This window comes from Mesorhizobium sp. B2-6-4 (assembly GCF_006441495.1).
Taxonomy (GTDB): Bacteria; Pseudomonadota; Alphaproteobacteria; order Rhizobiales; family Rhizobiaceae; genus Mesorhizobium.
This window is the reverse complement of the sequence record NZ_VFUE01000025.1, coordinates 22,353-46,989: the sequence shown is the minus strand read 5'-3', so window position 1 is coordinate 46,989 and position 24,637 is coordinate 22,353. Positions and strand designations below refer to the sequence as shown.

General features: G+C 62.8%; 23 protein-coding genes. 4 read left to right on the top strand and 19 right to left on the bottom strand.

Translation table 11 applies throughout. The annotated features are described in order from the left end of the window. Positions 1-50: 50 nt before the first annotated feature. The 9 genes from FJ426_RS27150 to FJ426_RS27110 are packed head-to-tail and all read right to left on the bottom strand — an operon-like array spanning position 51 to position 8,236. Complete coding sequence (locus FJ426_RS27150; RefSeq protein ID WP_181169760.1) at positions 51-1,031, bottom strand: GNAT family N-acetyltransferase; 981 nt, start codon at positions 1,029-1,031, stop codon at positions 51-53. Positions 1,032-1,039: 8 nt separating this feature from the next. Next, the gene (locus FJ426_RS27145) at positions 1,040-2,104 is read right to left on the bottom strand and encodes a glycosyltransferase family 4 protein (RefSeq protein ID WP_140561687.1); all 1,065 of its coding nucleotides are present in this window, start codon (positions 2,102-2,104) and stop codon (positions 1,040-1,042) included. After that, complete coding sequence (locus FJ426_RS27140; protein WP_140515199.1) at positions 2,101-2,937, bottom strand: PIG-L family deacetylase; 837 nt, start codon at positions 2,935-2,937, stop codon at positions 2,101-2,103. The genes FJ426_RS27145 and FJ426_RS27140 overlap by 4 nt, the downstream gene beginning before the upstream one ends. Before the next feature lie 7 nt (positions 2,938-2,944). Then, positions 2,945-3,871, bottom strand: coding sequence for a beta-xylosidase (locus FJ426_RS27135; RefSeq protein WP_140497390.1), 927 nt, complete (start codon positions 3,869-3,871; stop codon positions 2,945-2,947). Next, a complete protein-coding gene (locus tag FJ426_RS27130; RefSeq protein ID WP_140497392.1) occupies positions 3,864-4,625 on the bottom strand; it encodes a TIGR04290 family methyltransferase in 762 nt (253 codons plus the stop codon). Before FJ426_RS27130 ends, FJ426_RS27135 begins: the two co-directional genes overlap by 8 nt. A 2-nt stretch (positions 4,626-4,627) precedes the next feature. After that, positions 4,628-5,425: a sugar phosphate nucleotidyltransferase gene (locus tag FJ426_RS27125; RefSeq protein WP_140497394.1), complete on the bottom strand. Its 798-nt coding sequence runs from the start codon at positions 5,423-5,425 to the stop codon at positions 4,628-4,630. Continuing rightward, entirely contained in the window at positions 5,425-6,525 is a 1,101-nt protein-coding gene (locus FJ426_RS27120) for a glycosyltransferase (RefSeq protein ID WP_140497396.1), read from the bottom strand. The genes FJ426_RS27125 and FJ426_RS27120 overlap by 1 nt, the downstream gene beginning before the upstream one ends. Positions 6,526-6,539: 14 nt before the next feature. Beyond that, entirely contained in the window at positions 6,540-7,136 is a 597-nt protein-coding gene (locus FJ426_RS27115; protein ID WP_140515201.1) for a histidine phosphatase family protein, read from the bottom strand. Continuing rightward, the gene (locus tag FJ426_RS27110) at positions 7,133-8,236 is read right to left on the bottom strand and encodes an inositol-3-phosphate synthase (protein ID WP_140515202.1); all 1,104 of its coding nucleotides are present in this window, start codon (positions 8,234-8,236) and stop codon (positions 7,133-7,135) included. Before FJ426_RS27110 ends, FJ426_RS27115 begins: the two co-directional genes overlap by 4 nt. Positions 8,237-8,388: 152 nt before the next feature. Here FJ426_RS27110 and FJ426_RS27105 point away from each other — a divergent pair, with 152 nt between their 5' ends. After that, on the top strand, positions 8,389-10,143 hold the full coding sequence (locus FJ426_RS27105) for a hypothetical protein (RefSeq protein WP_140561686.1): 1,755 nt from the start codon (positions 8,389-8,391) through the stop codon (positions 10,141-10,143). Between the two features lie 3 nt (positions 10,144-10,146). Here the strand turns inward: FJ426_RS27105 and FJ426_RS27100 are convergent, their stop codons facing one another. From FJ426_RS27100 to FJ426_RS27060, 9 genes are all read right to left on the bottom strand, one after another. Beyond that, entirely contained in the window at positions 10,147-10,332 is a 186-nt protein-coding gene (locus FJ426_RS27100; RefSeq protein WP_140497402.1) for a hypothetical protein, read from the bottom strand. A gap of 139 nt (positions 10,333-10,471) precedes the next feature. Further along, the gene (locus FJ426_RS27095) at positions 10,472-11,512 is read right to left on the bottom strand and encodes a UDP-glucuronic acid decarboxylase family protein (RefSeq protein ID WP_140525130.1); all 1,041 of its coding nucleotides are present in this window, start codon (positions 11,510-11,512) and stop codon (positions 10,472-10,474) included. Between the two features lie 23 nt (positions 11,513-11,535). Further along, positions 11,536-12,639, bottom strand: a complete 1,104-nt coding sequence (locus FJ426_RS27090) for a glycosyltransferase (protein WP_140825656.1) — start codon at positions 12,637-12,639, stop codon at positions 11,536-11,538. Next, positions 12,639-13,730 carry a glycosyltransferase gene (locus FJ426_RS27085; protein ID WP_140561684.1) on the bottom strand — a complete coding sequence of 364 codons (1,092 nt, stop codon included), beginning with the start codon at positions 13,728-13,730 and terminating at the stop codon, positions 12,639-12,641. The genes FJ426_RS27090 and FJ426_RS27085 overlap by 1 nt, the downstream gene beginning before the upstream one ends. Then, on the bottom strand, positions 13,727-14,857 hold the full coding sequence (locus FJ426_RS27080; protein WP_140561682.1) for a glycosyltransferase: 1,131 nt from the start codon (positions 14,855-14,857) through the stop codon (positions 13,727-13,729). The genes FJ426_RS27085 and FJ426_RS27080 overlap by 4 nt, the downstream gene beginning before the upstream one ends. A gap of 2 nt (positions 14,858-14,859) precedes the next feature. After that, positions 14,860-15,960: a glycosyltransferase family 4 protein gene (locus FJ426_RS27075; RefSeq protein WP_140561680.1), complete on the bottom strand. Its 1,101-nt coding sequence runs from the start codon at positions 15,958-15,960 to the stop codon at positions 14,860-14,862. Continuing rightward, positions 15,945-17,237, bottom strand: a complete 1,293-nt coding sequence (locus tag FJ426_RS27070) for a TIGR04295 family B12-binding domain-containing radical SAM protein (RefSeq protein WP_140497414.1) — start codon at positions 17,235-17,237, stop codon at positions 15,945-15,947. The genes FJ426_RS27075 and FJ426_RS27070 overlap by 16 nt, the downstream gene beginning before the upstream one ends. After that, positions 17,234-18,313 carry an NAD-dependent epimerase/dehydratase family protein gene (locus FJ426_RS27065; RefSeq protein ID WP_140561678.1) on the bottom strand — a complete coding sequence of 360 codons (1,080 nt, stop codon included), beginning with the start codon at positions 18,311-18,313 and terminating at the stop codon, positions 17,234-17,236. The genes FJ426_RS27070 and FJ426_RS27065 overlap by 4 nt, the downstream gene beginning before the upstream one ends. Beyond that, positions 18,310-19,416 (bottom strand): SDR family NAD(P)-dependent oxidoreductase, encoded by a 1,107-nt coding sequence (locus tag FJ426_RS27060; RefSeq protein WP_140825655.1) that lies wholly within the window; start codon positions 19,414-19,416, stop codon positions 18,310-18,312. Before FJ426_RS27060 ends, FJ426_RS27065 begins: the two co-directional genes overlap by 4 nt. Positions 19,417-19,632: 216 nt before the next feature. Here FJ426_RS27060 and FJ426_RS27055 point away from each other — a divergent pair, with 216 nt between their 5' ends. Next, positions 19,633-19,905 carry a hypothetical protein gene (locus tag FJ426_RS27055; RefSeq protein ID WP_140497420.1) on the top strand — a complete coding sequence of 91 codons (273 nt, stop codon included), beginning with the start codon at positions 19,633-19,635 and terminating at the stop codon, positions 19,903-19,905. Positions 19,906-19,945: 40 nt separating this feature from the next. Here FJ426_RS27055 and FJ426_RS27050 read toward each other — a convergent pair whose 3' ends face one another. Further along, the gene (locus tag FJ426_RS27050) at positions 19,946-20,644 is read right to left on the bottom strand and encodes a response regulator (RefSeq protein WP_224617831.1); all 699 of its coding nucleotides are present in this window, start codon (positions 20,642-20,644) and stop codon (positions 19,946-19,948) included. 185 nt (positions 20,645-20,829) lie between these two features. On the opposite strand from FJ426_RS27050, the gene FJ426_RS27045 reads away from it, so the two are divergent. Together FJ426_RS27045 and FJ426_RS27040 are read left to right on the top strand one after the other, a co-directional pair. Continuing rightward, on the top strand, positions 20,830-23,937 hold the full coding sequence (locus FJ426_RS27045; protein WP_140650290.1) for a CheR family methyltransferase: 3,108 nt from the start codon (positions 20,830-20,832) through the stop codon (positions 23,935-23,937). After that, positions 23,934-24,305: a response regulator gene (locus FJ426_RS27040; RefSeq protein WP_140515210.1), complete on the top strand. Its 372-nt coding sequence runs from the start codon at positions 23,934-23,936 to the stop codon at positions 24,303-24,305. The genes FJ426_RS27045 and FJ426_RS27040 overlap by 4 nt, the downstream gene beginning before the upstream one ends. Positions 24,306-24,637: the final 332 nt, after the last annotated feature.

The following is a 24,637-nucleotide window of genomic DNA, read 5'->3' as shown; positions in this document are numbered from 1 at the left end:
CGACCGCTATCCGGCGGCGCACGGATGTTGGTTCCATCGAAACCATGGTCTCATTTCCGCGTCCAAGTCCTTCGCATCGTCCACCTGTCGCCAGCGCCCCAGCCATATTTGTACGGCTCCTGGCCGCGCAGGAAGTCGAACTCGCGCGCACCTTCGCGGATCGATTCGGCGATTGCGTGGCCGACCAGGATCGCGCCTGGACTTTCCTCGGCATAGGCAGGATCGAAACCGCCAAGATAGGCATAGGCACGGCCGCGATGGTGAAATCCGTAGTAGGCGCCGATTGGCTTGCCGTCGATGGCGAGCACCCAGCGTCGGGTCAGATCTCGAGCGTCGAGCAGGGGAAGCGAGCACCTGTGGAATTGCTCGACGGCGGGGTCGGCCAGCACGCCGCCTCCGTTTCCGGCCCAGCGCGCGCCGTGCAGGCCTATCAGGTGGTCGAGGAACAGTTGAGGATCGCCTCGTGCCGGCGACAACTCGACCCGGCCGCGTCTGGATGCGGCGCGGCGCGCCCGGCGCAACTGGCGTCTGCGCCGGGCAGGGACGCAGCCCGCCAGCGTTTCATCGCCGTCGGTGGCAAGCACGGGACAAACGGCGTGGCCGACCAGTCCATCGGCTTTCAATTCGGGATGTTCGATCGCCAGACCGGCACTGCCTTGCGGCAGATCCGGCAGGATCCACTGCGACCACTCGATCGAGAGTATCTTCTCTGCAAGGGCAGTGGCGACCTGGGCCTCGCTGCCGGGCACACACAGCACGTCCAGATAGTCGCTGAGGGAAATGCCGATCGGAAGCAGTTTCGAGCCTTCCGTGCCATGTTCGAGATAGAGCGGCGCCAGGCCCACCAGATCGTTGCCGCGCCAGATGGCGACCGTCGCCAGCTCCCCCGGAGCGAATGTGCGCCACCACGGCAGCAGCCAGGCGGGACATTGAAAGGGCGTCGCCGACGAACTCTGCTCCCACAGGTTCCACCAGTGCGGCGCCAGTGCATGCAATTGCTCTGGATCGCCGATGATCTCGCTGCGCAGCATCTGCTCTTTCACCGCACCGCGGCGAGACGCCTGCGGTCGGCGCCGAGCCGGGCCAGCGCCAGATAGGCGCTCATGTAGGACGAGACCATGCGCTCGAGCGAAAACCGCCGGCGCGCCTCGCTTCGGCACGTCTCGGCATCAAGGCTGGGTGCCGCGACAATTGCTTGCGCCATCTCGTCGACATTGTTGACGATAAAGCCGGTCTTGCCGTGCTCGACCACTTCGGGAAGCGCACCATTTGGAAAGGCGATCACCGGTGTGCCGCAGGCGAGTGCTTCCATCGCGACCAGCGAACTGGTCTCGGCGGCGAGGCTCGGAACGACTAGGCAGCGTGCTGCATTGAGCAAGCGCCGCTTGGCGGCGAAGCCGAGCGGACCGAGGAAGCAGCGCCGACGATCGAGGCGGGGTTCGACCTCATCGCGAAAGTACTGGGTATGCGTCTCGTAAGGATAGACCCGCCCGCCGATGACCAGCGGCACATCAGCCTGCCTGGCGGCATCCAATGCCAGGTGTATGCCCTTTTCCGGGCAGATGCGGCTGAGCACGACGGCGAAGTCGCCCCTGGGCCGCGGCTGGTTCAGCGCGTCGATATCGACACCATTCGGGATCGGGGCAACCAAGCTTGCGTCCGGCGGTGCGGTTCTTTGCTGGGCTGACGAGACGGCGTGAAGCCAGAGATCGTCGCGCCCTGGGCGCAGCGCCCCGGCCGGGTACCAGTCGAGCGGCAGGTGAAGCGTCACCAGGGTCGGACCGTCGGCAGGCAGGTAGGCGTCGAAGTCGATGCCATGCAGGTGAACCACGTCGATCGGCCATTGGGCGCGGGCAGCGGCGATCGCGGCGCGATGGGACTCCTGTGCCCGGTTTTTTGCTGACTGGTCGAGCACGCCGGCTTCGGCGGGCGTTTCCACCAGAGTGCCGCTTGCACTGGAACCCTGGCAGCCGATGACGATGGACCGGTGACCGGCGCGGGTCAGGGCCTGATCGAGCATTGACAGCACCTGCTCGGCGCCGCCAACGGCGTTCGGTCCCACCGGCGCGAGAGGATAGGCAACATTGAGCACTGTGAGCGTCATGGCTGGTCGAGCCGGAGCGCCTCGTGAGCACGGGCGCTTGCATGCAGCCAGGTGCCGGGCTCGAAACCCAGCGGCAGCGATTCATAGTAGAGCCTGCCATCGTTGGGCAGCTTCAGGAAATCATAGGTCGGCGCCAGCCGGAAACGCTCGGTGCGGGTCGAGAACGGCGCCAGCGTCCGCTGCTGCGTCAGGTGGCTGGCCAGCATGCGCTGCTTTTGCTGAAAGGCCGCTTCGGTCAGGCAGACCTCTATGCAATCACTGCCGGTGCCGCTGGCGAAATCCTGAAATACCGGGCCGTCCGGGCCAGCCGAATAAAAGGCCATTTCGATGATGGTGGGCACGGGCCGGCGGTCACGGCGCAGAAGATGGCAGGCCGCGTGAACGGCAAAAGCGGTCGCGTCGTGGTCGGGATGGCCTCCCTCGAAAGGATGTGTGCAGACGAAGCGGATGTCGGGTTCGCAAACAAGGCAGGCGAGTTCCTGCGCGAGCGCCACGAGATTCGCCGCAGCCTCCTTGTCGGGATAGCCAAGAGCGGTCAGGCCCGATGGCGATATGCCGGCCGCGGCCAAGGCTTCCGTCAGTTCCGCACGGCGGGCATCGGCATAGTCCTGCCATGTCTCGAAACCATGCGCTTGCGCGTCGGCAAGATCGCGTGGTGCTCCGTCCGTGACATGGACGATGCGGCATGACCGCAGTCCGGCAAGATGCCCGCCGATGCCGATTGTCTCGTCGTCCGGATGCGCGACGACGACCATGAGGGCGGAGCCATGTGCTGCGTCACTGCCCGTCAACAGGGCCGCGAATTCGCCCAGGGTTGCCGACGGTTGATGCATGGGAGCCTCACGCTGCCGAGGCTCGCCGCTTCGACGTGGAAGCCACGCCGGGCGCGTAGCGGCGGATCATGGTTGCACAGAATTCGGCGAATTCCTCCGGCACCAGCGGCGGACTGGTGTGGTGAGGCATCATCCCGCGATGCTCTGGCGTGAAGCAGAAGGTGACGGTCACGTCGAAATCGGCGAGCGCTTCCATCTGTCGGTCGAACCAGTTCAATGCATTCGGCCTGAAACTGTCGGCCCAGGAAAGTCCGGTCCGCATATTGGTGACCCCGAGCCGCTTCATCCAGGCGACGGCGTCGTCCAGCCGCGGGTCCTCGAAATGAAACCACTGCACCAGCCCCATCTCCGGCGTATGGCGCAGGAATTCCTCCAGTGCCGGTTTTGGCGTGCCGTCCTGGCGCAGCAGCCCCATATGAAAGTGACGATAGTAGGAAGAGCCTTCCGCTTCGCGATGGCGCGTTGTTGCTTCCCATTCGCGCGGGAGATCATAAAGGCTGTACCACTGGATGCGCGGAGCGTTGCCGAGCAGCAATTCAGCGGTGCGCCTGAGGCCCCAGACCTGGATCTCGTCGGCGCCGAAGGTCGACACGCCAACTTCGCTGACCCAGATCGGGAGATCGGTGACGGCCGCGATCTCACCGATCTTCTGTGGCCATTCCTGGATCTGCCACAGGTTCCAGTCGAGCGGAAAGCCATGCACCGCGACGGCATCGACGTGGTCCAGCAATCTGAGTTCCTTCATGCGCGTGACGAAGCCGGGGTCGATCGGAGAGATGCCGCCGAGCACCTTGGTCAGGGCCGGGTTCTCGGACGCTATCGCATCCGCCGACAACATTGCCATGGCGGCGAAGCGGCTCCAATCGGGGTCGAGCTCGGGATCCCAATGCGATTTGTTGTTGGGCTCGTTCCAGATCATCGCGGCTTCAATCATGGATCTGTCCTTTCGACGGGTAGACGGCGCCGCCGCCGGCCGGATCGCCGGCGGAACGGCAAAAATAAACCTCCTGCTCGGGGTGCAAAAAAATCTCGAAGCCGGCGCTGCGCAACATCGCTTCGGTGCAGGCGCGGTTGGGAATCCACCAATTGGTCGGATCGTCGGCATATCGATGTTCGATGAAATGCAGTTTCGGAAATTCCGGCCGCTCGAACAGGTCGTGCGTCCAGAAATGATAATTCTGCTCAAGCGCAGGCAGATCGGCGCTGCCGCGTTGCATGGACTGGAAGATCATCAGGTCGCCGGCGACATGCCCGCGGATCAGGTCGAGCGCGAGCAGGGGATGGCGCAGGTGGTAAAGAACCCCCATGAACAGCACGATGTCGAATGTCTCGCGCAGGGCGCCGACGTCATAAACCGAAAGCTTCTGGAACTCGATGTCGCAGTCCGCGATTTCGGCGGCAAAGCGCGCCTGTGCCAGATAGGCCTCGTCGAAATCGATGCCGAGGACGCGACCGGCGCCGCGCCGTTTCATTTCGATGGAATAGAAACCGGCATTGCAGCCGATATCGAGCACGGACTTGCCGGACAGGTCGGCTGGAATGGCATAGGCGAACTTGCGCCATTTGACCAGCGGGTAGTTACCGAGAAAATGGTCCGGAGCAGTTTCGACGCCGGCCAGTTCCATGTTGTGGAACCATGGGCCGAGGGCATCGATACGGCGTTGGATTTCAGCATGGGAATGCAGCATGGCTAAGCTCCTTCGCCCGGAACGGCATGCGAATGTGCCGTAGGCGCGATCATCGTGGGCCGGTGCTGTTTGGACGCAGCATCGTCGTCGAGCAGCCGAAGGGCCGCGCGATAACCGTTGAAAGTGCCGACATCGACGTAGGCGGCCCCTGCCTTCACCCCATACGCCTGACCGCCCGCCGTCAGGTAGGCGTTGATCAACGTGCCGATATATTCGTCATAGCAATCCCGCTCGCGCCAGAGTGCCGCGAGCTGGTGCAGGACATGGCCCGGCATCTTGAACGCGCCCCATATCCAGTTCGTCGCCGCGTCCTGCCGCTTGACCTGGATTTCCCGCACCCGGCCCTCCTCGTCGAGAACCACGGCATCGAAGAATTCCGGCCGATCCACCGGGAAGAGCAGGAATGACAGCCGGTCGTCCGGCAGACGGCAGAAGCCGTCTTCGGGAAACCAGATCGTATCGGGAAGCCCGATCAACACCGTCTCGTCCGGTGCGACGAGGGGTGCTGCCCGGAAGATGGCGTCGCAAAGGCCAACAGGGTTGGGTTGTACCACGAACAGAGCGGTCGCCGCTCCGTAGCCCGCGGCATAGTATTCGAGAATGTCGGATTTACCCGATCCGATGATGAAACAGACCTTGTCGACGCCGGCGCGCACCATCCGCCGCACCAGGTACTCGCTTACGGCACATGGGCGCTCTGTCTGTCCATCGATCCGGCTCCCGACCGGCAGCAGCTCTTTCGAGAAGCCGAGCGGTTGAATGCGGCTGCCGCGTCCGGCAGCGGGCACGATGCCCAACATCAGACTGCTTCCTTCATCGGTTCGCCGGCCGACCTCTGCAAGGCTTCGTTCAGGATGCGATCCAGTTCCGCCGCGCGCCGCGTGGATGTGTGTTCGTCCAGAACCCGTTCACGCGCACGGCTTCGAATTGCATCGAGCTCGTGCGATGGCAGTTTGAGCGCCGCGATCACGTCGTCTGTGTCGTACGCCAGCAGGATCTCGCTACCGGGTTCGAAGAAACTGCTGAGGCCCGGCCAGGTGTCGGTGACGATCGGCACGCCGCATGCCGCTGCTTCGAACAGCCGGCCCGAAGGGCACCACCCCTTTTGCGCCATCGCCTCGCGCGTCACATTCAGCGTCAGGCGGGACGACGAAAAGAAGGCTGGATGATCTGCCGGCGGAAGATGCCTGACGAAGAAGATGTTGTCGCTCCACGGGAATTCCTGTGGATATTGTGCACCGCCGATGATGAAGCGGTGGTCAGGCAGGAGTGCGGCCGGACGGACCAGCAGTTTCTCGACGCCGGCCTGGCGATCTGCCGCATAGGTCCCGAGATAGGACAGATCGCCCGCAAATTCCGGCCTAGGTACTGCCGGCCGGTGTTGGTCGGGATCGACATGGCCATAGAGCGGCACCACGTGGCGTGCACCGAGGACCGACTTGAGTGCATCGATTGCCGAGCCGCCCGTGTAACTCAGGACGAGATCGAAATCGGCAAGGCCCTCGGGCCCGAAATAGGGTGGGCGTTCACCTTGATCGAGGCGCGCCAGAGTGACCGGAGTGTCCAAGTCGTAAAAGACGCGCAGCCCGCGGCATGCCTGCTGCGCCAGGCGCGAAGCGTCCACGGCGTCGGGACAGTAGGAGGTAATGATGACGACGTCGGATTGCTTGATCGTCTGCTCCGCAACCCTCCGGATGTCCTCCCAGTCGGGGTAGAGCACGATATTGCCGCCATCCAGTTGATCGAGGTCCCGCGCACCGGCATAGTAGGGGGTGTTGCGCTCGAAAAAGGTGATGGACCAGCCGTGCCGGGCCAGCGCGCGGATCAGGCCACGCCACAGGGTGGCGTGGCCGTTTCCCCATGAAGACGTGACGGTGAGACCGAAAATGACCATCTGCATCCGGCAAGTCCTCGTCAGGCAAGTTCGTTCAGACGGATGAGCTTTGCTCCCCAGTCTCCGGACACGATCGTCGTGATTGAGGCGGGGTCGATATCGAAGCGAAAACTGTCGCCGACGGGCAGACCAAGCACATGGCAGATGGCTGCCTTGATCACGTCGGCATGGCTGATCAGCGCGACGCATTGATTCTGATGCCGCTCGCGAGCCTGATCCATCAGCGAGACGATACGCTGTTGGACATCCAGCATGGTTTCGCCGCTTGGGGTGCTTGCTTCCTGCCGCCGGCTGTTCCACGCCTGCCAGCCGGCATCGCCGTTCAGCTCCTCGAACGTCTTTCCCGACCAGATGCCGAAGTCGATCTCGTCGAGTTCGGCGCAGATCGCGATTTCGCCGACATTACAGGCAGTCGCGATCGGCTTGGCGGTTTCCTGCGTGCGCTCGCGTGGGCTGCACCAGATAGCGGCAATCGGCTCGCGGGCCATGCGGCGGCCAAGATGCGCCGCCTGAGCCCTGCCGGATTCGCCAAGGCGAACTCCGCCCATCCGTCCGGCCAGATAGGAGCCGACATTGTCGTGTGCCGCGTGCCGGATCAGGAAGAAGGTCGTCGTCATTCCGCGGCATCGAGCATAGGCTCGTCCCTGCCTGTGATGAATGCGAGCGTGCGCTGCCGAGCTTCGGCATCGGTGAACTGCTCAGGCGGAGACTTCATGAAATAGCTGCACGGACCGGTCAGCGCGCCGGCGATGCCGCGGTCAAGCGCCAGCTTGGCGCAGCGCACGGCGTCGATGACCACGCCGGCCGAATTGGGCGAATCCCAGACTTCCAGCTTGAGTTCGGCGTTGAGCGGCACTCCACCGAAGGTCGTGCCTTCAACCCGGATGTAGGCCCATTTGCGATCGGTGAGCCATGGCACATGGTCACTGGGGCCGACATGAATGTTGCCCGGCTCCAGGGGAACATCGAACTGGCTGGTCACGGACTGCGTCTTCGAGATCTTCTTCGATTCCAGCCGCTCGCGTTCCAGCATGTTGAGGAAATCGGTGTTGCCGCCGAAGTTCAACTGATAAGTGCGGTCGATGCGGACGCCGCGCTCGCGGAAGAGATTGGCCAGCAACCGATGCACGATTGTCGCGCCGACCTGGCTCTTGATATCGTCGCCGACCAGCGGCAGCCCGCGTTCCTCGAAACGCAGGCGCCATTCGGGCCGTGACGCGATGAAAACCGGTATGCAGTTGACGAAGGCGCAGCCGGCCTCGAGGGCGCATTCGGCATAAAAGCGCGTCGCTTCCTCCGACCCCACCGGCAGGTACGAGACGAGCACATCGGCACCGCTGTTCCGCAGGATTTCGCTGACATTGGCAACCGGCTCCGGCGCTTCCTCGATTTCCGTGCGCAGATATTTGCCGATGCCGTCCAACGTGGGGCCACGCTCCACGCGAACCCCGGTTGCAACCGCATCGGCAAAACGGAACGTGTTGTTCGGGGCGCTGTAGATCGCTTCGGCCACGTCGCACCCGACCTTGCCCTTGGCGACGTCGAACGCACAGACGACCTCGATGTCATCGACGTGGTACCCGCCGAGATCGGCGTGCATCAGCCCGGGGATCGGCTCGTTGCCTTTTGCGTCTCGGTAATAGGAAAGGCCTTGCACCAGGGAGGATGCGCAATTGCCTACACCGACGATACCGACACGAACTTTCTTCGATCCCACGAAACTGCCGTCCTGTGCTGTCCAAGGTAAGTTCCTGGGCCCGAACCGTCAGCTTGCCGGAATGTTCCTTGGCATGTGGAAAAATTGCGCGCGGCAGGATGGATCAAAGCCGCGCATGCCGCGTTGGCGCACGGCGAGCTTGGAATCGGTGGATGATCGTCTACGGCGACCACAAACGAACGGAAGACGCGCGACAGCTTCGCGAGGCTGCAAGCGAAATGGCTGAAAGCCTCGATTGCAGGCCCTGCGGCATTCAACGCCACGCTGCGCTGGTAGGGTTGTTCGTCAAGGTCTCGGAACTGGTCCAGGCACTGGCCGATGTCGAGTTCGAGGCCCGCGGCGGGGACACCCCTTCGCCGAGGCAGCGGCAAGGTGCCAAGCTGCTGGTCGGCCTTGCGGCGGAAGTGGCGAGGTCCTGGCGAAGCGGCTTCACAGTGACCGGCGCCGTCGATCCCATGCTGAGGCATATGCTGGCCGCGCTCGACTGCCGGGGCAAGGTTCTTACCGGCACGGCCGAGGGATACGCGCATTATGCGCTCTATCCTGAAAGCTATCTCGGCGCGGCGCGGGCATCAGGCCTCGACGCGAATACATGCGTCATCGGCATCCGCAGCATTGGCCTCGGGCTTGCCGCCCTGGTCGCCGCGGCGATCGACGCGCCGGTACCCATCAGCGTGCGCCCGATCGGCCATCCTTTCCGCAGGTATGTCAACGCCGACCCGGAATTGATCAGCGCCTGGAGGGACAAGCCCTCGGCTTGCTTCGCTGTCGTCGACGAGGGCCCCGGCCTGTCGGGCAGTTCGATGCATGCCGTCGTCGCATGGCTGCGGCGGCTGGGCATCGATAGGGATCGCATTCACCTGTTCCCCAGCCATTCCGGCGGCCCAGGTGCCGAAGCCTCTAAGGAGGTTCGTGAGACATGGTCGGGTTGCCGCAAACATGTGGCGCGGGCCTTCGAACGCACCTTCCCGGGCGGCGCGCAAATGCCGACGCTACGCGATTGGGTGGCGGAGGCTGCCGGCAGCCCGCAATTGGCCCTGACCGAAATATCCGCTGGAGAGTGGCGAAACCTCCACTACGCCGAGGAGAGGCTCTGGCCGCCGAGTCAACGCGGCATCGAGCGGCGAAAATTCCTGGCGTCCGCGGGACGCGATCGGTGGCTCGTCAAATTTGCCGGCCTCGGTCAAACCGGGCAGCGCAAGATGCAAACCGCGGAGATGCTGCACGAAGCCGGCTTCGGACCGCAGATCGTCGGGCTTTGTCACGGTTTTCTGGTTGAACGGTGGATCGAGGGAAAGACAATGGATCAGGTAAACCTGTCCAGAGACAGGCTTGTCGCGGAGCTCGCACACTATCTCGCTTGGCGTGCGGCCAATCTCAGAACTCCGGAACTGGGTGCTGGATTGCCGGAACTCGCTGAGATGGCCGTCCACAATGGCGCCGAAGCCCTGGGTGAGCGGCGCGCGGCGGAGCTGCGGAACTGGTTCTCGAAGCGTGCCCCTGCGCAAGCGCTGCCACGGGTCGAGATCGACGGAAGGCTTCACCCGTGGGAGTTTCTCGTTTCTGCCGACGGGATGTTGATCAAGACGGATGCCGTCGATCACTGCCGCGGGCATGATTTGATCGGCTGCCAGCCCATAGAATGGGACATTGCCGGCGCTCGCGTCGAACATGGATTTTCCGACAGCGAGCTAGCGACGTTGGTCCACCGCATGGAAGCCGGGGAGCGGCTCAATATCGATACCGGCCTCATTGACTATCTCGAACCTTGCTACCTGGCGTTTCAATTGGGACTCTGGAACGTTGCTGCCCGATCCGAGCATGGCCCGGAGAAGCCAAGGCTGGTAGCTGCGGCAACGCGGTACAAGAAAGGGCTGCTACGCTTCCTGGAGAGGTCCGGGCCGTGACGATCAGTCCAGTCTTCGCAGCATGTCCGCTTCGCGTTCGAGAATGGTGGCCACTTCCTCGCGCTGCAGATGCGTCATCATCAGGCTGACGCAGCACTCGAGATAGGTGATGGAGGCCCGTCGCAGAAAGGCAGCCGTCTCTCTTTCCGCAATCTGCTCGATATCCTTTGCGGATCGTTTGGGTTGCACAGGTCCGTTCTCCATAGCGGGATCTCATCGTCAAACCCCGAGCTTGCCAGGATGTTCCGCGCAATCCGCAAAAGTGCGGCAGGAGGCATGACCGTGCTTAAGCGGTCATGCCGGAACACGTGGCTGCGGCGGCCTGGCCTCAGGCCGGAAGGTCCTGCAACCTGCCCGATCTTGCGTTTGTCGCAATAGCTGTCATCCGGCCGTCGATCTCGCTGGTTTCGAGATTGGAGAAGTATCCGATCGTCTGCATCAGCCCTTGCCTGAGGGGCACTTTCGGCGTCCAGCCGAGCAGCGCCTTTGCACGCGAGATGTCGGGCTGCCTGCGGCGGGGATCGTCTTGCGGCAAGGGCAGGAATTTCAGATCCGATTTGGTTCCGGTCATGTCTCTCACCATGGATGCCAGTCGCATGATGGTGAATTCTCCGGGATTGCCCAGGTTGACAGGTTTTCCGGGATTGGGGTCGAGATCCATCAGGCGCATCATACCTTCGATCAGATCGGAGACGTAGCAGAAGGACCTTGTCTGCAACCCATCACCGAATATCGTCATCGAGCGCTTCTCAAGCGCCTGCATGATCAGGTTCGAGACGATGCGGCCGTCGGCGGGGTCCATCCTGGGACCGTAGGTATTGAAGATGCGAGCCACGCGAATATCGGCTTTTGCTGCTCTCAGATAATCGAAGCAAAGCGTTTCGGCGGTCCGCTTGCCTTCGTCGTAGCAGGCGCGCGGGCCGGTGAAGTTCACATGGCCAACATAGTCTTCCCGTTGCGGATGTTGTTCCGGGTCGCCATAAACTTCACTTGTCGACGCCTGCAGGAATCGCGCATTGTTGCGGGCGGCGAGTTCGAGCAGGTTGAGCGTTCCGATGACGCAGGTGCGTGTCGTGTGTATCGGATCGGCCTGGTAGCGCGGCGGCGAAGCAGCGCATGCCAGGTTGAAAACGCGATCGACCGGCTCGCCGAGGTTCAGCGGCCGGCAGATATCCTGCTCGATCAGCCGGAAGCGCGGCTGGTCCATGATCGAGACGATGTTGTCCATGCGGCCGGTAAGGAAATTGTCGACGCAGATCACACGCCAGCCGTTGCGGAACAACGTTTCGCAAAGATGCGAGCCGAGGAAACCCGCGCCGCCGGCGACAAGCACTGTCTTCGCCCTTCGCGCTTTTCTTGTTTGCCGCATCGCTGTTTTCTCCTGTCTTTCAGTCATGCTGCGGTTCCGATATCGAGATCGATCATCGCCGCTCTCGGTCCTGTCAGCAGCGACACGAATTCGCGGGCCCTGGCCGCACCGGTATGTGCTGCCAGGACGAGTTCGCGCGCCCGGCCGGCCATGGCGAGCCGGGCGCGCTCGGATTCCCTGAGCAGGATATCGACGATGTCATCCGCCTTGTCGGCCGTGCGGATCGCCGAAGCAGGAAAGAAGCTGTCGAGACCCGGCCAGCGATCGCTGATAATCGGCGTGCCGCAAGCGGCAGCCTCGAAAAGCCGTACGCTGGGCGACCATCCGGCGGCGATCATCGATCTGCGCGTGACGTTCAGCGTGTAGCGCTGGCGGCTATAGAATGCGGCATGGTCGGCCGGCGGCAAATGTTCGATTCGTTCGACATTCTCAGGCCAGACGATGTCGGACGGATATTGCGAGCCGGCGACGACGAAACGGCGCTCCGGCATGCGCCGTGCGGGCTCGAGCAACAGCGCGTTGAGCGTTGCCTGCCGGTCGGTGCTGTAGGTGCCGAGATAACCGAGGTCCCAGCCGACTGGGTCGGCGGTTCGGTGATGCCGTTGCGGATCGACCGAACAGTAGAGCGGTTCGGCACGGCGCGCACCGAAATCCTGCGCCAGTCGGCCAAGCGTCGGCCCGCCGGTGAAGGAGAAATAGACATCGAAATACGGAATCTGCCGCCGACTAAGATAGTCGCATTCATCCGTCGAAAGCTTTGCCAGGGTCACCGGCGTGTCGATGTCATAAAAGCAGAGCGCCCCTTTGCAGAGCGCCACGGCAATGTCGATGACCGCGCGCCCCTCCGGAACGAAGGACCCGACGACCACGACATCGGCCTGTTGCAGGCATCGTGCCCAGTCCTGTTGCAACTCCTGCGTCGTTTCGTAGTAGCGCAGAGTGCAGAAATCGGGATCGCGCAAGTCGCGGTGATTGGCATACCACGGCACGTTGCGCTCCAGGAAGGTCACGCGGTGACCGAGTTCATGCAGGCCTTTCAGCAGGCCTCGAAATGTCGTGGCGTGGCCGTTTCCCCAGGACGAGGAGAGGGACAGGCCGAGAAAGACGATGTTGAGCCGCTTGGTCATTACGCCGCCTCCACGGTCCCGCGCTCGAAGTGCCGCCTCAAGACCGTATCGGTCACGGCCGCTCTCATGGCGTAGGTATGTTCACCGCGGACGCGGCGCAGCGCGGACGCGCCGATCGCCTTTGCCCGATTGGGGGTCAAGGTGCGCATGATTTCGGCGACATCGCCGCCGTCGCGCGCGACCAGGATCTCCTCGCCGGGTTTCAGGAACAGTTCGACGCCCAGCCACGCATCCGTGATGAGGCAGGCACCGGCGCCCGCCGCCTCGAAAACCCGGGTGGCGGGCGAAAAGCCGTTTGCGGCCATGCTGTCGCGGCTGATGTTCAACACGGCCTTCGGGGTGACGTTGAAGGCGTTGTGGTCGCGGGTGCCGACGTGGCCGAGCCAACTGACATTGGCGGGAAGCGGCTTGCCGCCCCAGCCCGATCCGCCAAGCAGGAAACGCTGCTCCTGCAAACGGCTGGCCGGATCGAGAAAAAACGCCTCGACGCGCGCCTCACGGTCCGGCAGCCGGTTTCCGAGGAAAGCGAGGTCGCAAGCAAAACGCGCCTGACTGGCGACTGGATGATGCGTTTCAGGATCGAGCGCATTGTAGATCGGCACGCATTCCTTCGCTCCCATGGCGCGATAGGCCCAGACCACGGGGTCGCCGCCGCCATAGGTCAGCACAAGATCGATTTGCCGCAGCGCGGCATGCAGCGGATGGTCCGGTTCATCGCGCAATTGGCCGAGCGTCGCCGGAGCATCCACGTCCCAGAACACGACGAGCGCGTCAGGACGCGCGTGATCGAGCACGGCGCGCAGCAGCGCCTCATCCTCGAAACCGACGCCGCTCGCCTTGACGACGATATCCGCCTCGGCGGCGCACGCCGCCACCTGCATCAGCGCGTGCTGGGTCGCCTCGTACACGACGACGGCGCACCAATCCGGCGCCTCGATGTCGCGGTTGTTCCGGCGGTCATAGACGTCAGGTTCATAGAAGGTGATTTCGTAGCCGAGTTGGGAAAGCGCCTTGAGCAACCCACGGTAATAGGTAGCGGCGCCGTTCCAGTAGGACGACAACAGGCTCGATCCATAAAAAGCGATCTTCATTCAGCAGCTTCCTTTGCGGCGGTCGGATTGGGGATGTGTTGAGGTCCGCATTCGGCGAGCACGCCGAACAACTCGTCCACGCGGTGCCGGCATGTGTGCCGCAGGCGGATGGTCTCGAGACCAGACGCCGCCAGGGAGGCAGCGAAATCCGCGTCGCCGAGTACGGCCCGGAGGTGTCGCCGCATCTGGGAGCCATTGTCCGCAAACAGGAAATCGACGCCTGGCCTGAACAGTTGCTCGGTGTCGGACCACGGGGCCGAAATCAGCGGAATGCCGCAGGCGAGCGCCTCGAACACGCGGATGGTCGGAATGCCGGGCAGGCCTTCCCGATAGGGGCGGCGCGGAACATGCACCGTGACACGATGCGCTGCGAACGCCTTCGGCACGTCGGCATTGGCGATCCAACCTTCATGGCGCAGGCCGGCGGCTGCGAGATCGGCGAGCGCCTGCCTGGGGTAGCGCACGCCATGAACGGTGGCATCGAGGCCGAGTTCGTGCACCGGCTCGATCAGAAATTCCTTGAGTTCTGCGGTACGCTCGTCGTCGCCCCAGTTTCCGATCCAGATCAGGTCTGACGCAGGGCGGATCTCCGGGTGCGGTCTGAACAGGCGGTCGTCAGCCGCCTCGTGCCAGGTGAAGACGCGTTTGCCCCACCCGGCGCGCAGGTAGCTCTCGCGCAGGGCTTCGCCGAAGGCGAGGACGCCGTCGTAATGCTCCAGCCGGAGCGCCGAGATCGCCTCGGTCGCCGACACGGCGCGGTGGTGGGTGTCGTGAAACAGGAGGATGAAGTTGCCGCCGCTGGCCCTGGCGCGGCCAATGCGCGCGACGAGATCCGGCTCGGTCCATTCATGGACGACCACCACGTCCGCATCGGCGATCCAGGCCTCGTGGTCAAAGCCGGCATCGTAGGTCACCGGCATCAGCTCGGGGAAATCATTCCTGAAGCGTTCGATGGCGAAGGAGCCCTTCTCGGCCAGCAGGTTTGAGCGGCTCCAGCCGTCCGCCGGCTCCAGCGCGATCGCCTGATGCTGGCGCGCGACCAGTTCCCGCATGATGCCGCGCAGGAAATGTGCGTTGCCATGGTTCCAGTCGGAAACGACCGAATGGGTATAAAACAGAAAGCGCATGATCAGCGCTCCGCCATCGCTAGGGCCGCTTTGTCGTAGACGTCGCGCATGGCCGCTGCCTGCCTCGCCAACGAAAACCTGCGGCTCCGGCGCAGGGCTGCCCGTCCGAGCTCCAGCCTGTGCTGCGCATCCGCGGAGAGACGGTTGATGCAGGCGGCGAGGTCGTGCGGGTCGCGCGCGTCGTAGAATAACGCGGCCCCGTCCCATAACTCGCGGTAGGTGGCGATGTCGGATAGAACCAGCGGCGTCGCCGACATGGCCGCTTCCAGCGTCGCCAGGCCGAACGGCTCGTAGAGCGATGGCGACACGAAGATTCCGGCGCGTGCCATCAGGGAGCGCATCTCATCATGCGGTAGCGCTCCGAGAGCGACGGCATGGCTGAAGCCGGCGCGCTGGCCGTCCGGACCTAGCGTGGAACCGGCTGCAAAGACGGGCCATTGCGTTATCGACGCGGCCTGGTCGATCACCGCGGCGTTCTTGGCTTCATCCCACCAGCGGGCGGCGGCGAAGACGAGCGGTTGACGCTTTTCGGCTTTCGCTACCGGGCGGGCGCCGTTGGCGACGACATTAAGATGCGCGATTTGTCCATAGCAGGTTTCGAGCATGCCGGCGTGGCTGTGGCTCGGCGCGATGACGGCGTCGGCCCTGTCGAAGCCGCGCCTGTTGCGCTGCCTCTGCCAGTCCCATGCGCTGTCCACCGCCTGTCCCTTGACGGCATGGAACCATGTGACCACGCAGGAATGCGAGACCACCACGACAGGGCAGGGCGCATCGAGCCCCACTGCCTGCGTCGGCGCATTGAGATGAACAAGGTCGATGGCGTGGTCACGAATGGGCGCATGCAGCTCCCCCGGCAACGCATCGAGGTCGCTGGCATTGCGGGTCATCCAGTCCGGCGGCGTGTTCAGCCAGCTCAGTGTCGCCAAGGACTGTGCTTCTTCGGCCTGTTGCGTGGATGGTTCCGGACCGAGACCGGCGAGCAAAACGCTGTCCCCGCCATCCACGAATTCCCGCGCCAGATCAAGCGCGTACCGCCACACGCCGCCCACGGCATCGACCGTCATCAAGATGCGCCGCGAACGCGGGGTCAGTGTCCGCAACATGTCGCCTCCAGTTCCGCCAGCGGACGCGGGCGCTTCTCCTGGATGTCGCTGAATTTTTGGAACGAGGCGAGATAGTGTTCATGCGCGCGCTCCCACGCGATGTCATCGGGCTCGCCCCAAAGCTCGCGATAGCTGGGCGAACTCGGGTAGGGATAGAGCGGTACCGGCTCATTGGCCCATACCCCGTTGTCGATCAGGTGGTTTCGCCAGTAGTCGACCAGGGCAGGGTCATCTTCGACCACGCCGATCAGATTGGCCTGGACGAACGGAACATGGCGTCTTGCATCGACGAGCAGCGCGGCGAGTTCCTCCGTGCCCAGGCGGCAGCGCTTGGCCAGCATGGCCCGGCCCTCCACCGTCAGGCTTTCGAGGCCCGCTTCGATTGACACGCAACCGGCCGCGCCAAGCAATTCCAGCAACTCGGGCTTCCACAGGTCGATGCGGGTCTGTACGCCGAATTTCACGTCACGGTCGACCAGTGCCTCCAGCAAGGCTTTCTGCGGCAGGAAAATCTCGTCGATGAAGTAGATATAGCCGACACCTTGGGCGATCAGCCGGTCTATTTCCGTCACGACCGCCTCGTGATTTCGGCGGCGATAGGCATCGCGGAAATCCATCTTGGCGCAGAAGCTGCAATTGTAAGGGCAGCCGCGCGACGCCTCGACTTCCGCGCCGAACCCCACCTGGTGGTCGTCGAACCTGTGATGGTGGTGCGCGTGCGCGGCGATCCAGTCCGATGGCCATTCGAGCGGCGGATGGTCGATGAACGAACTGGCGTGGACGCCGCCGTTCGAGATCAGCCTTGCTTCGCTAAAGTAGGCGGTTGACGACACCGCACTCCAATCATCGCGCCGTGCAAGGTCGGCCACGACCTCCTCGCATTCGCCGCGCACGATGATGTCGACGCCGAGCTTGCGCAGCGTTGGCGCCGGTGTCGCCGAGCCATGCGGCCCGACCGCGACGGTGCGCCCGCCCCGCCCGGCAAGACGGTTGAGAAAATCGGCCGGCACGCGCAATTCCGGCGGCGCGCAGCGCCAGAACAGATAGGTCGGCGCGGTGGTGACGACCGTCATTGCCGGCGCGAACTCGGCCACCCGTTCGGAAAGGCTGGAATTGTCAAGCTTCTGAAGCTGTCCGTCCAGCATCAGAACCTCATGGCCAGCCCGTTCGAGCAAGGCTTTCGAGTAGCCGAGTTCCAGGGGTAGATGCGGTTGGCGGCAGCCGAAATAGATGCTGTCGTCGTAGGTCCAGAATGGGTTGACCAACGCGATTTTCATGCGACGTACCTCTCGGCTTCGGCGTGGGGTTCGAGCCGGTGACGCTGCAACCATTCGGCGAGGTCGCGGATGCCTTCGCGCCACGAAACATGCGCCGTCCAGCCAAGCGTGGTTTGCATCTTCCTGGTATCGGCGACGAAGAAGGGCTGGTCGCCCGTCCGCTCTGCCTCATAACGGATCGACAGTGCTCGATCCGTCAGGGTACCGATCTCGCTCAACAGCATGCGCAGGCTGAGCGCATTTTTCGGTCCGCCGCCGAGATTGAACGCCTGGCCCGTGATCGTCTCGATCCGGTCGAGCACGGCCCTGTAGGCTGCAACCGCATCGGAGACGTGCAGGATGTCGCGCACCTGCCTGCCGTCGCCGTAAATGGTTATCGGCCGCCCCGAAAGCGCGCAAAGCAGGAAGTGCGCAACCCAGCCCTGGTCCTCCGTTCCGAACTGGCGCGGACCGTAGATGCAGCTCATCCGCAGGACCGCAGTCGGCAAGCCATAGGACTTGGCGTAGTCGAGCACGTACTGGTCGGCCGCGCCTTTGGAGCAGCCATAGGGTGTGCAAAAGTCCAGGCTGCGGCCCTCGCCGATACCCTCGGTGCGGATCGCAGGGTGGCAGGGCACATAGCGCTCGCCCTCCGGGCGAACTGCGATGTCGGGGAGGCTGCCGTACACCTTGTTGGTGCTGGCGAAGATCACCGGGATGCGTTCGCCGCTCTGTCGCGCCGCCTCCAGGACGTTGAAAGTTCCCCTAAGGTTAATGTCGAAATCCTCGCCCGGCCGAACCAGGCTGGTGGTAACGGCGGTCTGCGCGGCCAGGTGGAATATGGCTTTCGACCCCGTGAGGGCCGAAGCCAAGGCGTTGGCGTCGCGCACATCGACAGTTTCCACGGTGAGGCGGCTTCCATGCTTGTGCGACAACCATTCAAGGTTCTGTTCGACACCGGGGCGACTGAGATTGTCGATCACCAGCACCGGCTCGCCGTCCGACAACAGGCTGTCGGCGAGATTGGACCCGATGAAGCCGCTGCCGCCGACGATGGCGACAGGTGCTTCGCGACGGTTGCGTCTACCCGGCTTCATGACACCAGCCCGCGTTCTTCGAGCTCGCGTTTCATGTCGGCGCCCCGATCGATGGCAATCGTGTTGCGCACCCAGGAAACAAAGTCGCCGAGCGAATTCTCCAATTGCCGCCCCGGCTCGAAGCCGAGCAATTCACGCGCCTTGGAAATATCGGCGAAGCAGTTGCGAATGTCGCCGGAACGCGCTTTGCCGAGCAGCTCGGGTGAGCGGTCCGGCGTTCCCATGGCCTCGGCCAGCAGGCGCGCGACATCGCGGATCGCATAAGCCCGGCCGCTTCCGATGTTGATGACGTGGCCTTTTGCCTGGCGTTGCTCCAGTGCCAGGCGAAAGGCGCGGGCGACGTCACGTACATGAACGAAATCGCGCTTCTGCTGGCCATCTTCGAAGATCATCGGCCGCTTGCCGTTGGCGAGACGCGAGGCGAAGTTGGCCAGCACGCCGGTATAGGGGTTTGAAAGCGCCTGTCCGGCGCCGAAAACGTTGAACAGGCGCAGCGCCACCGCATTGACGCCATAGGCTTCGCCGAAGATCAGCACGGCGCGTTCCTGGGCATATTTCGTCAATGCATAGATGGAGGCGAGATCGATCGGCTTTTCTTCGTCTGTCGGCAACGGCGAGAGAGGTTCACCGTCCGCCGACAAGGGATCCCACTGTCCGCCTTTGAGGTCGTTGGCCTTGCGCCGGGCGTTGCCGACGCGCCGGCCGTCGGGCGTGGCATACAGACCTTCGCCGTAGACGCTCATCGAAGACGCGACGACGATCCGCTCGACCGGGTGCTTGATCAACACCTCGAGCAGTGTTGCAGTGCCGAGATCGTTGGCGCCGACATAGCGGGCGATCTCGTACATGGATTGGCCGACGCCGACTTCCGCAGCCAGGTGAACCACCCCGTCGACGCCCTTCAGCGCCTTGGTGACGGCTTCGCGATCGCGCACGTCGCCCTTGATCAGTTCGGCTCCAGCGGGAAGGTTGACCGCTTCGCCGCCATGCACCTGATCCAGCAATGCATCTAGGATGCAAACCGAATAACCGTGATCGGCGAATTCTTGTGCGACGTGGCGACCAATGAAACCACAGCCCCCTGTGACCAGTATACGTTTCACGACAACTCCTCGGACTGGTGACCTCGGCGCCCCCAACTTCTCGGCAAAAGCTTTGTTCCCTGCGCATCAACAAAGTTCTCCTGGCGGTTTCATTCGACAGCAGGCGCATCGCACCACGCGACGGGTGCTGGAACATTGCCTGCCGTGTGCTGTTAGGACGCTCAACAGTTGCCGCGGTGCGTGCGCGGCGAGAGAGCTGGCTGAAAGGAGATTTCAATGTCGCAATCGCAGACGACCACCAATCACGAGGAGATTCGCAAATGGGCCGAGGAGCGGAACGGCCGGCCGGCAGTGGTGCGAACCAAGGGCGAGGGCGGCATCCTGCGGATCGATTTCGGCGAGCCCGAGGAGGCATTCGAACCAGTCGAATGGGATGAGTTCTTTCGGATATTCGATGAGAACCGTCTGGCTTTTCTTTACCAGGCCAACACCGGCGGCGGGCAGACCAGCCGTTTCAACAAGTTCGTCGAGCGTGACCAAAAGGGCTGACCGAGGCCCGGCCGGCGATCAATCGGAAACCTGGTTCGGCTCAGTTCAGAAGCCTTGCGCCGCTGGACTTTGCCAAATCGCGCATGATGGCGTTAAGCCAGTCTTCGGTGGACTGGCCGATCCGCCTTTGGTCGATGTCACGGATCGCTCGCTCAAGCGTCCTTTCGACAAGCCGGTCGGAGGCTTCCACATCCCCCAGCAACAGACGTGCCGCAAGCCTGAGTTTGGGCAGGAGCGAAAACACGTCGTCCGGCGAACTTGGCACAAAGCCGCTCGCCGCAGCCGGGCTTTGCGGCGGGAAAAGAGCATTGAATACAGCCCCGCTGCCCGAGGATTTTCGCAGGTTGCTGGCATGCCGGAGATGTTCGGGAATGGCGATATCGCTGTCACCGCTGAAAAACACGAACGGCACGCCGCGGCGCATCAGTTCGTCCGCGATCGGAAAGACGCGTCGCCCGTTGAGGTTGACGTCGAGGATGGCAGCCTCGGCCGATTCAGTGTGCAATGATGCTTGTTCGACCGTCGCTGCCGGTCCCAGAATGATCGCACCCATATTGCTGAAATAACGGGCGAGATCTCCGGCTACCATCCATTCGTCTTCGACGATCAGAAGATGCACCCCTTGCAGATCGCGCACCTCGTCATCCTTTCTCGACCAGTATCTCGTGGAAACAGTCTCCCTGGCCGAGCCTGCTGGCGTGTCGGCACGAGCCCGGCCGAAATCGTCGAGCAATTCCACGCCGCTGACTCCATGTGCGTCGGGAGCTTTGTTTCAGAATGGACGTTTGGTCATTGAACACGTGAACTCCAAATTCAACGCCATCCGTCGCGACTTGTTCCGTATCTCCGCCGCGCCTATGCTTACCTGCTGTCCGCCTGCTTCATAAGTGATTTCGCACACAGGTGCCGAAAGGGGAACTTCCAGTGACAGCCCAGTCGAAAAGATTTCCCATCGTTGGCGTCGGCGCGTCCGCCGGCGGGATTCCGGCGATGGAAGGGCTGTTCAAGGGTATGGCCGATCAGCCCGGCATGGCGTTCGTCGTCATCACTCATCTCAGCCCCAAGCGAGAGAGCCTGTTGCACGAGGTCGTCGGCCGCTACACCGAAATGGCGGTCGAAATCGCGGCGGACGGCATGATCGTTCAACCAAACCACGTCTATGTCATGCCGCAGAACGTGACCATGACCATCGACAAGGGAATGCTGCGCCTGCGCCGGCCCAATGGGTTCAGCCAGGAGCGCAAACCCATAGACATCTTCTTCAGCGCACTTGCCGAAGACCAGGGCGAACATGCCGTCGGCGTCATCCTGTCGGGCGGAGATTCCGATGGAACCTTGGGCGCCAAGGCGATCAAGGAGCATGGCGGGCTCACCGTCGCGCAGATCTCCGACGGCTACGGCCCGCGCAACCCCGATATGCCGCAGAGCGCCATCACCAGCGGACTTATCGATATAGCCGCGCCCGCCGAGGAGATCGGCACGAAACTGGAAGCCTTCACGCGCGGCTTCGACGCGTTGAATGGGTTGGCGGAGGAGGATAGCGTCCGCACGGCGGGTATGGAAAAGGTCTTGTCCCAGATCTACGGCATCCTGCGCAGCCACTCAGGCCATGATTTCTCGGGCTACAAGACCAAGACGTTCCTGCGACGCATCAAGCGGCGCATGCAGATCGCGCAGATGCAATCCATTGGCGCATACGTGGAATGGCTGCAGAAGGACCCTCGCGAGGTGATGAACCTTTTTCGCGACCTGCTGATCAACGTCACCAACTTCTTTCGCGATCCCGAGGCCTTCGAACTGCTCGAGCGAAAGATCGTACCGCAACTCTTCGAAGGCAAGACCGCCAACGACATCATCAGGGTGTGGATTCCCGGCTGCGCCACAGGCGAAGAGGTGTTCTCCATCGGCATCCTGCTGCGCGAACATGTGGAAAAGCTCCCGGTCGTTCCGCGAATCCAGATATTCGCGACCGATATCGACGAACCGGCGCTGGCGGTGGCGCGGGCAGGGCGCTATCCTGAAGCCCTGCTGCAGGGACTTTCCCCCGAACGCCGCCAGCGGTTTTTCAATGGCGACGGGGACACCTATGTCATCAGCAACGAGATACGGGAGCTGTGCATCTTTTCGCCGCACAGCGTCGTTCGCGACCCGCCTTTCTCACGCATGGACCTGGTGTCGTGCCGTAACCTGCTGATCTATTTCGGCCCCGCCATTCAGAACCGGGTCATTCCTATTTTCCATTACGCCCTGAAGCCCGGCGGTTATCTTTTCCTCGGCACCTCGGAGAGCGTCGGACAGAACGACGATCTGTTCGCTACCGTCGACAAGAAACATCGCATCTTCCAGGCGCGGGAGCATGCCTCGCCGCATGTCAGGCTGCCGGCCCTGATCGGCGATGGCCGTTCAGGCGCATTCCCGTCCGAGAGCACTGGCTTGAGGAAGGGAGCCGCCGGTTATCCCCTACGCCAGGCGGTCGAGGCGCAGGTGCTGGAGCGCTTCGCCCCCCCGCATGTGCTGGTCAACGCCGAGGGCGATGTCGTCTACTACTCAGCTCGCACCGGCAAATATCTCGAAGCGCCGCAAGGCATTCCCAGCCGGCAACTGTTGACAATGGCGCGCCGTGGGCTGCGACTCGACCTGCGCGCCGCGCTGCGGGAAGCGACGTCGACGCGCCGGACCGTCATACGGGAAAATCTCACGGTCGAGGAGGATGATGAGCGGATCCAGCCGATCAAGCTCACCATTGAGCCGCTGGCGGAACGCGACAATGGCGAGCCGCTCTATCTCGTCCTGTTCGAACCGTCGGGACCTACGCAGATCCGCACAGACGAAGGCGGCAGCCATGACACCGACAGCACCGCCGATCTGGAGCGAGAACTGCGCGATGCGAGGGAGCGCCTGCAATCGACGATCGAGGAATATGAGACCGCACTGGAAGAGGTGAAATCGTCCAACGAGGAACTCGTCTCTGTCAACGAGGAGGCCCAGTCGACCAATGAGGAACTTGAGGCCTCGAAGGAGGAAATGCAGTCGCTCAATGAGGAACTGAACACTATCAATGCCGAGTTGACGAACAAGATCGAGGAACTCGATCACGCCAACAGCGATCTGCGCAACCTGTTCGAAAGCACGGAGATCGCGACCATTTTCCTCGATCGCAATCTAGTGGTGCGGACCTTCACGCCCGCGGCTTCGTCGTTCTTCAGTCTGCGACCCTCCGACGTCGGCCGGCCGCTGACGGACCTGTCGAGCCAGTTGGAGTATCCCGAGTTGAAGCAGCATATCGCCGAGGTGTTCGAGACAGGCGAGACCCTGAACCACCACCTTGCGCGCGACAGCGCCGGGCGGTTTCACATGGTCCATATCAATCCCTATCGGGACAAGAGCAACCGCGTTCAGGGTGTGGTCGTGACACTGGTCGACGTCACCACTCTGGCTCAGGCGGAAGAACATCAGCAGGTTCTCATCTCTGAGCTCAACCACCGGGTCAAGAACATGTTGGCGGTGATCGTCAGCATTGCGAGCCGCACACGGGAGAAATCCGTCTCGAAGGATGAATTCGCGGAAGCCTTGATCGGACGCTTGCATGCGATGTCGCGGGCCTATGGATTGTTGAGCCGGAAAAGCTGGAAGGAAGCTTCGGTCAGCGAGCTGCTTCACCAGGAGCTCGAGCCGTTTGGCATTGAACGGTTCGAACTGAACGGCCAGGAGATAGAACTTGGACCGCAACAGGGTCTTTCCCTTAGCATGGCCGTCCACGAACTGGCCACCAACGCGGCCAAATATGGCGCTCTTTCCAAACCTCGTGGCAAGGTGGTGGTGATGTGGTCGATCGCTGACGACATGTTTACGCTTACCTGGCGCGAGAAGGACGGTCCCCCTGTCAATGAACCCGTCGGCAGCGGCTTCGGCCTCACGCTGCTGCAGGGAGAGATCGGCTACAGGCTTGGCGGCCATGTCGAAACCGTTTTTCGCAAGGAAGGCCTCAACGTTCAGATCGCATTTCCCGTTAACCGGAAGGAGGGGTCGTGAACGACGGACCGCGCGTCCTGGTTGTCGAGGATGAATGGCTGATCGCGGAAGACACCGCGTTAGTCCTGCGTAGCGCCGGTTACCAGGTGGTCGGTCCCGCGCCTTCGGTAGCCGCGGCGCTTCGTCTCGTCGGCTCGGACAAGATCGACATGGCGTTGCTGGACATTCAGTTGAACGGTGAAACGAGCCTGCCCCTCGCGGAGACATTGCAGGCGCAGGGTGTTCCCTTCGCCCTCATGACGGGATTTGGCGCGCGCGACCTACCGGCATCCTTTCGCGACTGCAAATTCGTGCCCAAGCCGGCGACTGAAGCAGCTATCCTGGCTGCGCTGGCCGACCTGGGGTCGCTGCGCGACGTTTCGCGTTGACGGGCACTCGAAGGGCGCCACAGGATCAGTCCAAGGGCTTGTCCGTCGGTCGCGGAGTCGTGCTGGGCTGACGGGGACGACCGGCATTTCGATTGGCTGTGGGATTGTCCAGGGGAGGGGCTGAAGGGTGAGATCCTCCGGCCGTCTTCGGCGTCGGCGATTTCGCCCCTGCGTCCGTATCACCGGCGTCTCGCCTCGGGTGTGGCAAACCATCGGTGTTCGGAGACCGAATAACGGGTTTCGAGCGAGAATTCTCGTTGGCCATGGCGGCACCCTTCTTCCGAAACCGAACTCAGCGGGTCAATCGCCGACACAACAGAAAGTTCCGAACT

Bases quoted from the DNA above. Each gene is read 5' to 3' on its own strand.
- FJ426_RS27150 (WP_181169760.1), bottom strand. From the start codon at position 1,031: ATGCTGCGCAGCGAGATCATCGGCGATCCAGAGCAATTGCATGCACTG.
- FJ426_RS27145 (WP_140561687.1), bottom strand. From the start codon at position 2,104: ATGACGCTCACAGTGCTCAATGTTGCCTATCCTCTCGCGCCGGTGGGA.
- FJ426_RS27140 (WP_140515199.1), bottom strand. From the start codon at position 2,937: ATGCATCAACCGTCGGCAACCCTGGGCGAATTCGCGGCCCTGTTGACG.
- FJ426_RS27135 (WP_140497390.1), bottom strand. From the start codon at position 3,871: ATGATTGAAGCCGCGATGATCTGGAACGAGCCCAACAACAAATCGCAT.
- FJ426_RS27130 (WP_140497392.1), bottom strand. From the start codon at position 4,625: ATGCTGCATTCCCATGCTGAAATCCAACGCCGTATCGATGCCCTCGGC.
- FJ426_RS27125 (WP_140497394.1), bottom strand. From the start codon at position 5,425: ATGTTGGGCATCGTGCCCGCTGCCGGACGCGGCAGCCGCATTCAACCG.
- FJ426_RS27120 (WP_140497396.1), bottom strand. From the start codon at position 6,525: ATGCAGATGGTCATTTTCGGTCTCACCGTCACGTCTTCATGGGGAAAC.
- FJ426_RS27115 (WP_140515201.1), bottom strand. From the start codon at position 7,136: ATGACGACGACCTTCTTCCTGATCCGGCACGCGGCACACGACAATGTC.
- FJ426_RS27105 (WP_140561686.1), top strand. From the start codon at position 8,389: ATGATCGTCTACGGCGACCACAAACGAACGGAAGACGCGCGACAGCTT.
- FJ426_RS27095 (WP_140525130.1), bottom strand. From the start codon at position 11,512: ATGCGGCAAACAAGAAAAGCGCGAAGGGCGAAGACAGTGCTTGTCGCC.
- FJ426_RS27090 (WP_140825656.1), bottom strand. From the start codon at position 12,639: ATGACCAAGCGGCTCAACATCGTCTTTCTCGGCCTGTCCCTCTCCTCG.
- FJ426_RS27085 (WP_140561684.1), bottom strand. From the start codon at position 13,730: ATGAAGATCGCTTTTTATGGATCGAGCCTGTTGTCGTCCTACTGGAAC.
- FJ426_RS27080 (WP_140561682.1), bottom strand. From the start codon at position 14,857: ATGCGCTTTCTGTTTTATACCCATTCGGTCGTTTCCGACTGGAACCAT.
- FJ426_RS27075 (WP_140561680.1), bottom strand. From the start codon at position 15,960: ATGTTGCGGACACTGACCCCGCGTTCGCGGCGCATCTTGATGACGGTC.
- FJ426_RS27070 (WP_140497414.1), bottom strand. From the start codon at position 17,237: ATGAAAATCGCGTTGGTCAACCCATTCTGGACCTACGACGACAGCATC.
- FJ426_RS27065 (WP_140561678.1), bottom strand. From the start codon at position 18,313: ATGAAGCCGGGTAGACGCAACCGTCGCGAAGCACCTGTCGCCATCGTC.
- FJ426_RS27055 (WP_140497420.1), top strand. From the start codon at position 19,633: ATGTCGCAATCGCAGACGACCACCAATCACGAGGAGATTCGCAAATGG.